Below are 13,566 nucleotides of genomic sequence, written 5' to 3' on the forward strand. Positions count from 1 at the left end.
AAAGACACCCGGGGGTTTCTGCGGGTCCACCAGTTCAACAAGGTCGAAATGGTCCGCTTCACCCGGCCCGAAGCATCCTATGAAGCGCTCGAAGCCATCCTCGGGCATGCGGAAGCGATTCTGCAGGCGCTCAGGATTCCCTACCGGGTTCTTCTGCTCTGCAGTGGGGATATCAGCGCCAACGCCACGAAATGCTACGATATCGAGGTCTGGTCGCCTGCCGAAGACAGATACCTCGAAGCGTCGAGCTGTTCCAACTTCGAGGACTACCAGGCGCGGCGCATGAACATCCGCTACCGTCCGGAAGGCAAGGCGAAACCGGAATTCGTGCATACCCTGAACGGTTCGGGACTTGCGACCTCACGGCTCATGGTGTCGCTGCTCGAACACAACCAGACCAGAGAGGGTTCGGTTGTCGTTCCCGAGGTGCTCCGGCCCTACACCGGGTTCGACATCATCGACTGATTTCGAACACCCGCCTGCATAATCGACCGGATCGAAAACAAAAAGAGATGCCCATACAAAAGGCATCTCTTTTTACATGTCGCGAACGATTCGGGCACGAGCCAACCGTTCAGGCCGCGCTGTGCGACTCCTGCACAGCCCGCTCGTTCTTGAACTCGACAACCATGCGGCTGACCTTTTCGATATCGATGAGAAAGGCGTCGTGGCCGTAGGGTTCGTCAAGATAGATAACCCGTGACTTCGGCATGAGCCGCCCGAGCTCTTCCTGCTCCTCCTTGGGATAGAGCACGTCACTGATAATGGAGAGAATTTCCACCGGTATCTGCAGCGAACCAAGAACCGTTTCGTACGAACCTCTGCCTCTCGCCAGATCGTGCATGTCCATGGCTTTCGTCAGCGTCACGTAGGTGTTGGCGTCGAACCGGTCGACCAGTTTGCGGCCCTGGTAACGCAGATAGCTTTCAACGCTGAACAGACCGTTCTCCTGAATAACGCGCCCGAAACGCGACTGAAAATTCTCGAAACTGCGGTAGCTGCACATGGCCATCATCCGTGCCGCCCCGAGGCCGGATGCGGGTGGCGCATCAGGCTCGTACCAGCCGCCCTTCCAGTCGCGGTCGGCATAGATCGCCTGCCTCTGCGCCTCGCTCTGGGCAATGCACCATGAAGAGTGTCGGCCGGAAACTCCCATCGGCATGAGTGCCCGAACCATTTCAGGATAAAGAAATCCCCATTCGAGCACCTGCATGCCCCCAAGCGAAGCCCCTACAACGAGCCGGATGCTGTCGATCCCGAGCCCGGAGAGCAGCAGCCTCTGGGCATGCACCATGTCGCGAACGGTAATGGCTGGAAAATCGGGTCCGTAATGACGACCCGTCAGCGGATTGAGAGACAATGGACCTGTTGAACCGTAACAGCTTCCCAGCACATTGCTGCAGATGATGAAGTCGTTCCGCTCGTCGAAAGCTCCTCCTTCGGCAAACATCCCATCCCACCAGACATCGGCGTCGGCCGAACCCGTCAGGGCGTGACAGATGAGGATGACATTGTTTTTCTCTGCATTAAGCGTTCCCCATGTCCTGTATGCCATGCGCAACCCCGGCAGAACGCCGCCGAGTTCGGTTGCAAACGGCTCCTGCGAATCAAAATAGCGTGTCTCTTTTGAAATGAGCTCCCTGTAATCCCTCATCGGTATCAGTTCAATGTTGCAAATGCCTGTTCAAAATCAGCCTTTATATCGTCGATATGCTCTATGCCGACCGAAACCCGCACCATGTCGAGCGAAACTCCCGCGGCTGCCTGCTCTTCGGGCCCCATCTGCTGATGGGTTGTCGATGCCGGATGGATCACGAGGGTTTTCGCATCGCCCACGTTGGCCAGATGGCTGGAGAGCTTCACGCTGTCGATGAACCGGACGGCCGGATCGTAGCCACCCCTGACCCCGAAGGAGAGCACACACCCGAACCCGTTGGTAAGATATTTTACTGCCTGGGCGTGCGTGGGATGCGCTTCGAGACCGGGATAGGTCACCCATGCGACCGCCGGATGTCCGTCAAGCCATCGGGCAAGCTCGACAGTGTTGTCGGCATGACGCTGTACACGAAGGGAGAGCGTTTCAAGTCCCTGCAGGAGCAGGAACGAATTGAACGGACTGATTGCCGGGCCGAAATCGCGCAGCCCTTCCACCCTCGCCTTGATGATAAAGGCAAGATCACCGAACGTGTCGAGAAACTTGAGGCCGTGATACCCTTCCGAAGGCTCGCTGAGCATCGGAAATTTCCCGTTCCCCCAATCGAAGGTTCCGCCATCGACGATCACTCCGCCCATCGAGGTGCCGTGACCGCCGATCCACTTGGTGGCCGACTCGACCACGATCGAAGCCCCGTAGCGGAGCGGACGGCAGAGATAACCGCAGCAGCCGAAGGTGTTGTCCACCACCAGCGGAATACCGCACTGGCGGGCGACTCCGGCAACCGCCTCGAAATCCGGCACGTAAAAGGCAGGGTTGCCGATAGATTCAAGATAGAGCGCCTTGGTGCGTTCATCGACGGCTTCACGGAATGCCGAAGGATCGTTGCCGTCAACAAACTTCACCGTTATGCCGAGACGCCCGAAAGCGACCTTGAACTGGTTGTAGGTGCCTCCGTAAAGGTAGCTTGAAGAAACGATGTTGTCCCCGGCTTCGCACAGGCTCGTCAGGGCTATGAACTGCGCCGAATGCCCGCTGGCCACGGCAAGAGCGGCCTTGCCCCCTTCGAGCGCGGCCACACGCTGCTCGAAGACGTCGGTTGTCGGGTTCATGAGGCGGGTATAGATGTTGCCGAACTTTTTCAGGGCGAACAGATCGGCTCCGTGCGCCGCACTGTCGAAACTGTAGGATGTGGTCTGATAGATAGGCACCGCGCGCGACTTCGTCGTCGGGTCCGGCTGCTGACCGGCATGGACCTGCAGGGTTTCAAAGCGGTATGGAGGCGTTGCTTGACTCATGATAAACGACTGATGAAAATTGCCGCTACCAGAGTGGAACAGGAGTTGAAAAACCGGGGAAACCGTAACCGTCAGGGTTAAAAGAGAGGTATGAACGTGCAGAATGGCAGACATACCATCATCTCTCCCGGCTCGCAGTCCGGGATGGAATTGGCACCAATCACGCGCTGTGACGGTTGCCAAGGCTTCTCAGGGCCAGTCCCTCCACCTTTCTCGATGATAGCGTAAAATGCTACAAAGAACATTTCAAATAATTGTAGTCAATCTACAACAGCAATCGTTATTTTACAAATTGCATCATTAAAAGAGGTACACCCACACATGACATCAAGAGAACTTGCGCTGAAAGTCCTGCAGAACGTTGAACAGGGAGAAAAAAAATCAGGGACCATCCTGCACGAGCTTCTCGACAACTCGTCACTCGGCCGCAGCGACCGCGCCCTGGCCACCGAACTCGTCAACGGCGTACTGCGCCGACGCATGACGCTCGACGCCGTAATCGGCAGGTTCTACCTGCACCGCTACGAAAAAGCCGCATCGGTTCTGAAAAACATCCTGCGGATAGGCGCCTACCAGCTGATCTACCTCGACCGCATACCGCAATGGGCCGCGGTCAGCGAATCCGTCGCGCTTGCCCGGAAATACAAGGGAGAACGGATGGCCCGGCTCGCAAACGCGGTGCTGCGCAACATCACCCCGGAGGGTGCTTCTCCGGAAAATCTTCACGGAAAGACCGAAGGCACCGGACGTATGGCCGTTATCGCCTCGCACCCCGAATGGCTGCTGGAACGCTGGATCGCAAGGTATGGAAAAGAGCGTACCGAGGCGATTGTCGGCTACAACAACCGCACCCCGCTTACCGGTTTCAGAATCAACGCCCTGAAATGCGCACCAAAAGAGTTTTTTGCGCAATACGACACCGAAAAGACCCCGTCGATAATCCGTACCGGTCTGGAAAACTTCTTTCTTTCAACCGACTTCTCAGGCTTCGAAGCGTCGATCAAGCAGGGCTTGCTCACCGTCCAGAACCCTGCGCAGGGGCTGGTCTGCCTGCTCTGCAACCCGGCGGCGGGCAGCACGGTGCTCGATCTGTGCGCAGCTCCGGGGGGCAAATCCACCTTTCTCGGCGAACTGATGCAGAACCGGGGCAACATCACTGCCGTGGACCTTTACAGCCGGAAGCTGCAGAAACTTACCGGACACTCGGGCGAACTCGGCATCAGCATCATCGACGCAGTCGCTGCCGATGCAAGATCGTTCCGGCCGGAAACTCCGCCGGAAAGCATTCTGCTCGATGCCCCCTGCAGCGGCACCGGCGTACTTGCAAGACGCGCGGAACTGCGATGGAAACTCACACCGCAGATGATCGCCGAACTCGTCGGCCTGCAGGCTGAACTGCTCGATCATGCCGCATCGCTGCTCACCGAAAACGGTACACTCGTCTATGCGACCTGCTCCATCGAACCCGAAGAAAACGAGCTGCAGATCGAAGCATTCCTCGGCCGTCACCCGGAATTCAGACGCGATGCATCCGGCGGCGCCCTGCCCGAACCTTTCGCCGGGGAAGCTTCGAAGAATGGAAGCATCCTCACGCTGCCGGGTCGGAATGAGGGCTTCGATGGAGGATTTGTCCAGCGGATGATCAAAACATCCTCCTGAACATGAACGACCTCAAGGCGCCCTACAGCATCCTGCTCGAAAGCTTTCTCAACCACCTCTCCGTCGAGCGGAACTTCTCGCTCAATACCAGAGCGTCTTACCGGAACGACCTCTCACGCTACCTGCTCTTCATGCAGGATGAAAACAGGGCTCCAGAAGGCATTGAAACCGGCGATATCCGCCGGTTCATTTCCGAACTGCACGGAACAGGGCTTGAAGCCAGCACCCTGGCCCGGAACATTTCGGCCATCCGGTCGCTGCACAAATTCCTTCTGGCCGAACGAAACCTCGTCACCAACCCGGCCGAAACCATCCAGCAGCCGAAACAGGCGAAAAACCTGCCGAACGTGCTCAGCCTGCACGAGGTGATGCAGCTGCTCGACGCGCCGCTTCAGGAGCGGCCGGCGGGAAAATTCCTGCTGCGCGACAAGGCGATTCTCGAATTCCTCTATGCTGCCGGAGTGAGGGTCAGCGAACTGGTCAATCTGCAGCAGCAGAATCTCTATTTCGAGGCAGGCTTCGTACGCATATTCGGCAAGGGATCGAAAGAGCGGCTGGTGCCGGTAGGCGAAGCGGCGATTGAGTGGATAACGCGATACAGAAACGAGCTGCGAATCGGACTGGTCGCGACGGAGTCTCACGACGTCCTTTTTCTGAATGCAAGGGGAAAAAAGCTCTCAAGGATGGCGATCTATCTCATGGTCAGAAAATACGCCCGGCTTGCCGGAATCCGGAAAGAGATCAGCCCGCACACCCTCCGCCACACCTTCGCCACCCACCTTCTCGAAGGGGGCGCCGACCTGCGCGCGGTGCAGGAAATGCTCGGACACAGCTCCATCCTGGCAACCCAGATCTACACCCATATCGACCGTTCGTTCATACGGGAAGTGCACAAAACCTTCCACCCGAGAGGGTAGGCTGATGCTTATTCACGGGACGGGCTGGCCGGTCAGCCACTCCGCAGCCTGTGCATTGCCCAGTTCCGATGCTCTCTGCATATCGTCACGGGCACCGTTCGGGTCGCCGAGTTCATTTTTCGCCAGACCGCGGGAGTACCACGCCCTGTCGTACTTCCCCCGGATGGCAATCGCGCGGTCAAAATCAGCGACGGCCTGCCGGAACTCCTTCAGGGCGGCATAGGCTACTCCCCGGTGAAAGAACGCTCGGGCGCAATCCTTTTTCAGCTCGATCGCAACGGTGTAATCGGCAATGGCTTCGGCGTATTTCCGCTGTTCGAAAAGCGCCTTGCCCCTTGCGTAATACGCCTGCTGATAGCTGCGATCTCCAGCGATGGCAAGATTGAAGGCGCCGATCGCCTCGTCGAAACGGGCCTGCCGGTAATACTCCTCGCCCTGCTTCACCAGTCCGGCAGGAGAGGCGGCGTCAGCTGACGCGGCAAAAAGAGGAGCTGCAAGCAGCAGCCAGAGAACCGGAAACACAAGCAGCTTCATACGATCCGAGCGGTTAAAAAAATGAAAGAATAAGCCTTGCATCGATTTTTCTTATATTGCCTTCGATAACCGTACCGAATGCGTAGCTCAGCCGGTAGAGCATCTGCCTTTTAAGCAGAGGGTCGCAGGTTCGAGCCCTGCCGCATTCACCAGATACCCTCTTTTGGCATTTTCGTCTCCATGATCACCCGCTTCCTGTTGTGACTCTCCCGCTCGATCTTCAGCGCGGCGAGGGTAAGGTTCACGTCGAACAGGAAAAATACGAGCGAAAACGAAAGGCAGAGCATGCTTGCGATAAAAATGCCCGACATGATCAGCGGAATATCGAGACTGACCAGCACCGAAAGGAAGAGCAGAATGATCAGCATCGAAGCGCCAAGGCAGGTCATGCATGCAAGCAGGATAGCCACCCTGATGTAACGCGCCCGCTTCCAGAGGATATCGACCTCCCGGTTTATTCTCAGAATATAGGACTCAGGCTCCTCCTCCAGGTCGTCGAGCAGGGCTCTCGACCGGTCGATAATGCGCCCGAGACGGTTGGTCATGGTCAGCAGAAGAAGACCGAGGCCTGAAATGAGAATCATCGGACCGATAGCGGTCTGCAGAATGGGAACAAGCTCCTGTACGGTAGTAATGGTCATAATTTTCTGTTATATGAAAAAAGCATAATCTCTGTAAAATCCTGTAATCAACGAATCAGAGATAACACTTCTCGGGCTATAAACCTACAAAGGAAACCTCTATTTAACAATTGTTCCGAGCGATGCCTCACGGGCTCCGCAAGAGCGGCACCCCGGTGGCGCCGGTGAAAACCCGGAAATGCGGGGCTTCCGGATACCGCCGCAACGAAGCTGTCGAACTGCGGCAAAGACCGGGAGAGAGACCTAAAGTTTCACCATATCTCCAGGCTTGGGAATCGATACCTTCAACTGCAGCCTTTCCTCGATGGCGTTCCTGAAGGAGACTTTCACCCCCGCGTCGCCATGCACCACATAAACCTCCGGCCTGTTGCGGAAACCGTCCATCCAGCGAAGCATGTCTGCGCGGTCGCCATGAGCCGACAAACCCCCGATGGTATGGATGCCCGCAGCAACACGGTAGCTTCTGCCGTGAATGGAAACCTGCTTTTCTCCGCCGACAAGCTTCCTCCCGAGCGTTCCGGGAGCCTGATAGCCGGTAAAGATAATCCGGCACTCCGGACGATGGATATTGTATTTGAGGTGGTGCAGAATCCTTCCTCCGTTGCACATGCCGCTGCCGGCTATAATGATCGCACCATTCCTGATGTCGTTGATTTTCCGGGAAGCCTCGACCCGTTCGGTAAAGTGAAGGTTGTCGAGAGGGGGAAGCAGTGCGGGGTTGTTCCTGAAGGCAAGGGCTTCCTCGTCGAGCAGACCGGGGTATCCCCAGTATATCCTGCCGGCCTCGATGGCCATGGGACTGTCGAGATAGACCTGCCACTTGTCGAGCTCCCACTGGCTGTAATAGGTAGCGAAAAGGTAGAGGAGCTCCTGGCTCCTCCCGATGGAAAATGCAGGAATGAGAATATTGCCGCACTCACGGCATGCCGTCCGGAAAATTTCGCCCAGTTCAGCCACGGTGCCCTGAAAATCCCGGTGCAGCCGGTCACCATAGGTGCTCTCGACCAGAAGGATATCCGCCTTTTCCGGTGTTTCCGGGTCTCTGAGCACAGGACTTTCATACTGGCCGAGATCCCCGCTGAACACCAGCGTGCGCTCCTCTCCCCCTTCGGTAATGCGAAGTTCCACCACTGCCGAACCCAGAATATGGCCGGCGTCCAGAAAACGGAGCCTGACTCCCGGAAGAATCTCCTTCGTTTCACCGTACTCCATGCCTCGCATTCTGGCGACCGCCCTCTGCGCATCCTCGCGGGTATAGAGCGGTTCGGCATGCCGCTCCCTGCCTGTCGTCGCATGACGCCGCCGGATATCCGCGTCACGCTCGGCAAGGGATGCCGAATCGAGCAGCAGCACCAGTGACAGGTCGATGGTGGCATGCTGGGTATAAACCGGACCGCTGAAACCCCTTTTCACCAGAAGCGGCAATCTGCCCGAATGGTCGATATGACCATGGCTGAGCACCACGGCATCGACATCGGCAGGCTCGAAAGGAAAAAGCTCGCGGTTCAGGGCCTCCTCTTCCGGGGATCCCTGAATCAGGCCGCAATCGAGCAGCAGCAGATGCCCGGCAACCCTCAGTATGTGGCAGGAACCGGTTACACGCTCCGCCGCACCGTAAAACTGCAGTTCCATAACCCCTCCGTCAGGAAAAATTCAGGAAACAGCATCCGGCAAAAGATGCCCTTACAAGTAAAAGATACACATCAAAACAGGCTCAACCGACAGGTTCGGCTCCCGGAAAGCAAGAAAAAAAGCCCCGGACAGGTCGAGCGGCTCCGGGGGCTCCGGAAGAACACAGACAGGATCGATCGACTATCGACAGAAACACGGGAACTCATAGGAAGAGCGGAGTATTTTCATACCCGAGCCATCCCGTTGCAAACAAGCGTTTTATTTTTTACACTGAGAGCGGTTTTCCACCAGAAACTGTCAACATGAACCATGAACATTGACCGGCGTCTTTTTCAGCTCCTTCAGGAAGAACGTGCGCCGTTTATCCTTTCGGTCGTTGCCGGATCGGTCTCTTCGGTTATGCTGATCGGCCAGGCCTTCTGGCTCAGCACCCTCATCGATGACGCTTTCATGCAGAAAAAAGTCCTCGGCGACCTGCTCTATCCTTTCGGGTTTTTTGCGCTCTTCAGCGCGCTTCGCATGCTCTCCGGCTGGACCTCCCAGGGCGAGGCCAACCGGGGAACACTTGCCATCCGTGAAAAACTGTTCGGCCGTCTGACCGGCACCATCGGCACTCTCGGACCGGTCTACACGCGATCGGTACAGAGCGGGCGGCTCAGCACAACGCTGCTCCAGGGTGTTGAGGCTCTCGACGCCTACTTCAGCAGCTATATTCCGCAGATCTTTTTTGCTCTTTTCACGCCGCTCCTCATACTTGCGGCCATCTTTCCCGGCGACTGGCTTTCGGGCCTCATCCTGCTCCTCTCTGCGCCGCTCATACCGCTGTTCATGATACTGATCGGCAAATCCGCCAGCGCCATGACCGAAAAGCAGTGGAAGACCATGAGCCGGATGAGCGGATACTTCCTCGACGTGCTGCAGGGGCTGCCGACCCTCAAACTCTTCGCCGAGAGCGAGAGGCAGCGCGACACCATCGAAAATACCGGCGAAACCTTCCGCCAGGCCACCATGCGGGTCCTGAAAATCGCCTTTCTCTCTTCCCTGACGCTCGAACTGGTCGGGACCATCGGCACCGCCATCATCGCCGTCAGCATAGGGCTTCGCCTGTTGGACGGCCAGCTCACCTTTCAGCACGCCCTTTTCGTGCTCGTACTCACCCCCGACTTTTTTCTCCCCCTCCGCCAGCTCGGCACGAAGTTCCACGCAGGCATGGAAGGAGTCAGCGCATCGAAAGAGATTTTCGCCATTCTCGACCAGGCTCCGGCTCCCTTCCGGGAAACAGGTTCCGTTTGCGGAGCTGCAGCCGGAAAAGACACCGTCGTCTTTTCCGGCGTGACCTGCACCTATCCCGGTGCGGCGCGTCCGGCGATCATCGGCGTCAGCGCATCCATCCCTGCAGCAAAAACCACGGCCGTCATCGGACCGAGCGGAGCAGGCAAAAGCACCCTCGTCAATCTGCTGCTTCGCTTTCAGAATCCCGACGAAGGCTCCATAACCATCGACGGACGCCCGATACACGACATCCCGCTTGCTCGCTGGCACGAGGCGATATCCTGGGTTCCTCAGCACCCGACACTCTTCAACGCCACCCTGAAGGAGAACATTCTTCTGGCACGGCCCGGGGCGTCCCGGGAGGAACTGCAGAACGCGCTGGAACAGACCGGACTCTCGGAATTTTCAGCATCCCTGCCCGATGGCCTCGACACCATGATCGGCGAACAGGGTGCGCGGCTGAGCGGCGGAGAGGCGCAGCGCGTTGCGCTGGCCCGGGCCTTCATCAAGAACGCCCCGTTTCTGGTGCTCGACGAACCAACATCGCACACCGATCCCGAACTCGAAGCTGCACTTCGCGCATCCATGACCGCGCTCATGAAAGGACGCACCACCCTCATCATTGCGCACCGGCTCGAAACCATTCGCTCGGCTGATCAGATCATAGTGCTCAACGAGGGAAAACTTGTCCGCTGCGGAACGCACACCGAACTGCTCGCCGCCGGAGGCTTCTACCGCGACGCCCTGCAGCTGCAGCAGGAGAAAGCGGCATGAAAACCATCCTTCGCCTCGCGGCTCTCGTCAAACCCTACTTCTGGTGGATGGCGCTTGCCGCGCTCATCGGGTTCGCCACAACCGGAAGCGGCATAGGCCTGCTCATGACCTCCGGCTACATCATCGCCAAAGCCGCCCTGCAGCCGCCAATGAGCACGCTGCAGCTCGGCATTGTCGGCGTAAGGTTTTTCGGCCTTGCACGCGGAGTACTGCGCTACGCAGAGCGGCTGCTGTCGCACGACACCACCTTCAGGATTCTCACGAAACTGCGCCTCTGGTTCTACGAAGCCATCGAACCGCTTGCTCCCGCCCGCCTCATGCATTTCAGAAGCGGAGACCTGCTGCAGCGCGTTGTAGACGACATCCAGAGCCTCGAAAACATCTACACGCGGGTTCTCGCTCCCCCGCTGACCGCCCTGCTTGTGTCTGCACTGATGTGGTTCCTCCTCGGCGCCTACTCTCCGGAGGCATCGCTCCTGATCCTCATTTTCCACATGCTTGCCGGTATCGGTGTGCCGATCCTGGCCATGCGCCTCAGCCGCGGCGTCTCCGTCGGCATCATGAAAGAGAAAACCTCCCAGCAGCTGCTTGCCCTCGATCTCTTTCAGGGCATCGGGGAGCTGCAGATTTACGGCAAGCTTCCGGAACATCTCGAAGCGATGCGCAACGCCGAGAAGAACAAGCTGAGACTGCAGCGGAAAAACGCCCTGATTGACGGGCTGCACGAATCGCTTACCGGCCTGCTCATGAACGGTGCGGTCGCGGCCATCCTCTGGGCGCTCATTCCGGCTATCTCCACGCCGGGCATGAACGGCATCTCCCTGACGATCGTCACGCTCGCCGTCATGGCTTCGTTCGAACCCTTTCTCCCGCTTCCGGCATCGCTTAAACACCTCGAAGCCGACACGCACGCTGGAGAACGGCTGTTCGAAATTCTCGACGCGAAGCCCGAAACCACCAAACCGGCAACTCCCCTGCCCTTCCCTGAAGAGCCTGCCATCCGGGCCGAAAACCTCAGCTTCAGCTATCCGGAAAGCCCGGCGAAAACCCTCGACAGCATCTCCTTCGCGGCTCTTGCGGGAGAACACATCGCCATCGTGGGTCCGAGCGGCGCCGGTAAATCGACCATCACTTCCCTCCTGATGCGCTTCTGGAACACGCCCGAAGGCAGCCTCACCATCGGCGGCGCCGATATCGGCCGATTCGACCCCGAAGAGCTGCGGCGCAACATCTCTCTCGTCTCGCAGCGCACCTACCTGTTCGCCCGGACCATCCGCGAAAACCTGCTGCTTGCAAAACCGGAAGCTGCTGACGAAGAACTGAAAAAAGCCCTCGCCGCCGCAGGACTCGCCCACTTCTCCCTGAAGCTCGACGAGTGGGCCGGCCAGCACGGCATGAAACTCAGTGGAGGAGAACGGCAGCGTATGGCCATCGCCCGCATGGTGCTGCAGAACGCTCCGGTCATGATTCTCGACGAAGCCACCGCGAACCTCGACGGCATCACCGAAAAAGAGGTAACCGAAACCCTCGCAGCCCTCGGCAAGGGTAAAACCATGATCACCATAACCCACCGCCTCAAGGCGATGGATCAGTACGACGCCATCGTCGTGCTCGACAAAGGAAAAATTGTGGCACAGGGCCGCCACGAGGATCTCATGCAGGGAAGCGGGCTGTACCGGAGAATGTGGGAGCTGCAGCACACAGCGGAACTGGTATAGGACGAGAACGACCTCGTGATTTACCACCGAAATGCCTGAAAAGCCTCCGTTTATTCCTCCTCATCGCCATCACCGGTACCATTGCAGGCGCCACACTTCTCGACAACCTGACCCTGCGTATAGCATTTCTTGCAGTCCTTTCCGTTTACCTGCCCGGTACCGCTGCATTTACTGCATTCCACCAGAACCTTGCCGGTTCCGCCGCACGTGCCGCACTCCTTTTTCATTATGCACTCCCTCTCTTAACTGTTTGAGTTAATCCAATGACCCTCGTCAATACTGAATATACTGATAAGCGTACCTGTGCGGCATTCGCATCCCGCAAATAATGCCGACCAGATTTTTTGTTACGAGTTAACATCCCCTATCATCACTTAGGCGCTTATAATCGCAAGCAAAATAATTTTTGCTTTTTATGCTTGCAATTACTATATAATGACAAGCATAAACAAAAAAAATTCAAGCACTATGTCATTAGATGAAAAACCCAAAAACGGCGGTATAGCCAGGGCCGAGGCTCTTACTGCAGAAGAACGGTCTGCAATTGCCAAGCAGGGTGCAGAGGCTAGATGGAAAGTGGAAGCCCCCGAAATAATTTGCGAGGGCACACTTGCACTGGGACCAGTTTCAATTCCTTGTTATGTCACTCACGATGGCCAGCGCCTTATTTCTGGGCGTGGAATGCAAGAAGCCCTTCGTCTTGTCGATGAAACCTTACCAGAAAGTGGCCAGAAACCAGGGTCCAGAATGACACGTTTATTGAAAAACAAAAAACTCCAGCCTTTAATTTTTAAGGATAAAAGCCCTGACCACTTTTTGCCGATAAAAGCCAGATGGCAAGGACGCATGATAAATGGACATAACGCCGATATGCTTGCTGATATTTGTGAGGGTATGTTAGAAGCCAGACGTGTAATGGCTAACGAGATGAGTACTCGACAAAAAATTATCGCCGAGCAGTGCGAAATTGTTCTTCGTGCTTTTGCTAAGGTAGGGATCACAGCCTTAATTGATGAAGCAACAGGCTATCAAAAAATAAGACCAGCTGATGGCCTTAAGACTTATTTTGATCAAATTTTGCGGAAAGATTTAGCCTCCTGGTTCAAACGTTTCCCCGATGAGTTTTATGAAAATATCTATGCACTTAAGGGTTGGGAATGGCCAGGAATGGCAAAAAATCGTTACAGTGTGGTTGCTCATTATACCAATGACCTCATTTATGAACGACTTCTACCTGGATTAAAAGAAGAATTTCAGCAAAGGAACCCGAAAAATGCAAAAGGTAAGCGTTCGCACAAACATCATCAATGGTTTGACGAAAACGGGGAGAAACTGTTTGCCCAACAGATGTTTACTGTCATGGCCATTCAGAGGTCTTGTCTTGATGAAGATGGTAATAAGTGGAAAAAATTTATCAATAAGATGAACGATATTTTACCTAAAAAAGGGAAAAGCGTTCAGTTAGAG

12 protein-coding genes, 1 tRNA gene and 1 riboswitch are annotated in these 13,566 nt (G+C 56.4%); of the genes, 7 read left to right on the plus strand and 6 right to left on the minus strand.

Features of this window, described 5'->3' with window-relative positions:
• On the plus strand, nt 1-465 hold a 465-nt coding region (locus WBP50_RS06235), incomplete at its 5' end, for an aminoacyl--tRNA ligase-related protein (RefSeq protein ID WP_423932500.1).
• 109 nt (nt 466-574) lie between these two features.
• On the opposite strand, the gene metX is transcribed toward WBP50_RS06235, so the two are convergent.
• Entirely contained in the window at nt 575-1,654 is a 1,080-nt protein-coding gene (gene metX, locus WBP50_RS06240; protein WP_423932501.1) for a homoserine O-acetyltransferase MetX, read from the minus strand.
• A gap of 5 nt (nt 1,655-1,659) precedes the next feature.
• The gene (locus tag WBP50_RS06245; RefSeq protein WP_423932503.1) at nt 1,660-2,952 is read right to left on the minus strand and encodes an O-acetylhomoserine aminocarboxypropyltransferase/cysteine synthase family protein; all 1,293 of its coding nucleotides are present in this window, start codon (nt 2,950-2,952) and stop codon (nt 1,660-1,662) included.
• A gap of 115 nt (nt 2,953-3,067) precedes the next feature.
• A riboswitch (SAM riboswitch) is annotated at nt 3,068-3,175 on the minus strand.
• A 98-nt stretch (nt 3,176-3,273) separates the two neighbouring features.
• Between WBP50_RS06245 and rsmB the strand changes: the two genes are divergently transcribed.
• Both rsmB and xerD read left to right on the plus strand, forming a co-directional pair.
• Nucleotides 3,274-4,611, plus strand: coding sequence for a 16S rRNA (cytosine(967)-C(5))-methyltransferase RsmB (gene rsmB / locus WBP50_RS06250; protein ID WP_423932504.1), 1,338 nt, complete (start codon nt 3,274-3,276; stop codon nt 4,609-4,611).
• A gap of 2 nt (nt 4,612-4,613) precedes the next feature.
• Nucleotides 4,614-5,528, plus strand: a complete 915-nt coding sequence (gene xerD / locus WBP50_RS06255; protein WP_423932506.1) for a site-specific tyrosine recombinase XerD — start codon at nt 4,614-4,616, stop codon at nt 5,526-5,528.
• 12 nt (nt 5,529-5,540) lie between these two features.
• On the opposite strand, the gene WBP50_RS06260 is transcribed toward xerD, so the two are convergent.
• Nucleotides 5,541-6,062 (minus strand): tetratricopeptide repeat protein, encoded by a 522-nt coding sequence (locus tag WBP50_RS06260; RefSeq protein WP_423932508.1) that lies wholly within the window; start codon nt 6,060-6,062, stop codon nt 5,541-5,543.
• 76 nt (nt 6,063-6,138) lie between these two features.
• On the opposite strand from WBP50_RS06260, the gene WBP50_RS06265 reads away from it, so the two are divergent.
• Nucleotides 6,139-6,214, plus strand: a tRNA-Lys gene (locus WBP50_RS06265).
• Here the strand turns inward: WBP50_RS06265 and WBP50_RS06270 are convergent.
• Entirely contained in the window at nt 6,209-6,703 is a 495-nt protein-coding gene (locus WBP50_RS06270) for a DUF2721 domain-containing protein (RefSeq protein ID WP_423932510.1), read from the minus strand. The two genes, WBP50_RS06265 and WBP50_RS06270, sit on opposite strands and share 6 nt — an antisense overlap.
• 243 nt (nt 6,704-6,946) lie before the next feature.
• On the minus strand, nt 6,947-8,335 hold the full coding sequence (locus WBP50_RS06275; RefSeq protein ID WP_423932511.1) for an MBL fold metallo-hydrolase RNA specificity domain-containing protein: 1,389 nt from the start codon (nt 8,333-8,335) through the stop codon (nt 6,947-6,949).
• Nucleotides 8,336-8,644: 309 nt separating this feature from the next.
• Between WBP50_RS06275 and cydD the strand changes: the two genes are divergently transcribed.
• Nucleotides 8,645-10,381: a thiol reductant ABC exporter subunit CydD gene (gene cydD / locus WBP50_RS06280; RefSeq protein WP_423932513.1), complete on the plus strand. Its 1,737-nt coding sequence runs from the start codon at nt 8,645-8,647 to the stop codon at nt 10,379-10,381.
• Nucleotides 10,378-12,099 carry a thiol reductant ABC exporter subunit CydC gene (cydC, locus tag WBP50_RS06285; RefSeq protein WP_423932514.1) on the plus strand — a complete coding sequence of 574 codons (1,722 nt, stop codon included), beginning with the start codon at nt 10,378-10,380 and terminating at the stop codon, nt 12,097-12,099. Before cydD ends, cydC begins: the two co-directional genes overlap by 4 nt.
• Nucleotides 12,100-12,149: 50 nt before the next feature.
• On the opposite strand, the gene WBP50_RS06290 is transcribed toward cydC, so the two are convergent.
• The gene (locus WBP50_RS06290; RefSeq protein ID WP_423932515.1) at nt 12,150-12,326 is read right to left on the minus strand and encodes a hypothetical protein; all 177 of its coding nucleotides are present in this window, start codon (nt 12,324-12,326) and stop codon (nt 12,150-12,152) included.
• A 241-nt stretch (nt 12,327-12,567) separates the two neighbouring features.
• On the opposite strand from WBP50_RS06290, the gene WBP50_RS06295 reads away from it, so the two are divergent.
• A partial coding sequence (locus WBP50_RS06295) for a P63C domain-containing protein (protein WP_423932516.1) occupies nt 12,568-13,566 on the plus strand: 999 nt, incomplete at its 3' end.

The organism is Chlorobium sp. (assembly GCF_049593655.1).
Lineage (GTDB): Bacteria > Bacteroidota > Chlorobiia > Chlorobiales > Chlorobiaceae > Chlorobium.

Bases quoted from the DNA above. Each gene is read 5' to 3' on its own strand.
- WBP50_RS06275 (WP_423932511.1), bottom strand. From the start codon at position 8,335: ATGGAACTGCAGTTTTACGGTGCGGCGGAGCGTGTAACCGGTTCCTGC.
- metX (WP_423932501.1), bottom strand. From the start codon at position 1,654: ATGAGGGATTACAGGGAGCTCATTTCAAAAGAGACACGCTATTTTGAT.
- WBP50_RS06290 (WP_423932515.1), bottom strand. From the start codon at position 12,326: ATGAAAAAGGAGTGCGGCACGTGCGGCGGAACCGGCAAGGTTCTGGTG.
- WBP50_RS06270 (WP_423932510.1), bottom strand. From the start codon at position 6,703: ATGACCATTACTACCGTACAGGAGCTTGTTCCCATTCTGCAGACCGCT.
- rsmB (WP_423932504.1), top strand. From the start codon at position 3,274: ATGACATCAAGAGAACTTGCGCTGAAAGTCCTGCAGAACGTTGAACAG.
- cydC (WP_423932514.1), top strand. From the start codon at position 10,378: ATGAAAACCATCCTTCGCCTCGCGGCTCTCGTCAAACCCTACTTCTGG.
- WBP50_RS06260 (WP_423932508.1), bottom strand. From the start codon at position 6,062: ATGAAGCTGCTTGTGTTTCCGGTTCTCTGGCTGCTGCTTGCAGCTCCT.
- xerD (WP_423932506.1), top strand. From the start codon at position 4,614: ATGAACGACCTCAAGGCGCCCTACAGCATCCTGCTCGAAAGCTTTCTC.
- cydD (WP_423932513.1), top strand. From the start codon at position 8,645: ATGAACATTGACCGGCGTCTTTTTCAGCTCCTTCAGGAAGAACGTGCG.
- WBP50_RS06245 (WP_423932503.1), bottom strand. From the start codon at position 2,952: ATGAGTCAAGCAACGCCTCCATACCGCTTTGAAACCCTGCAGGTCCAT.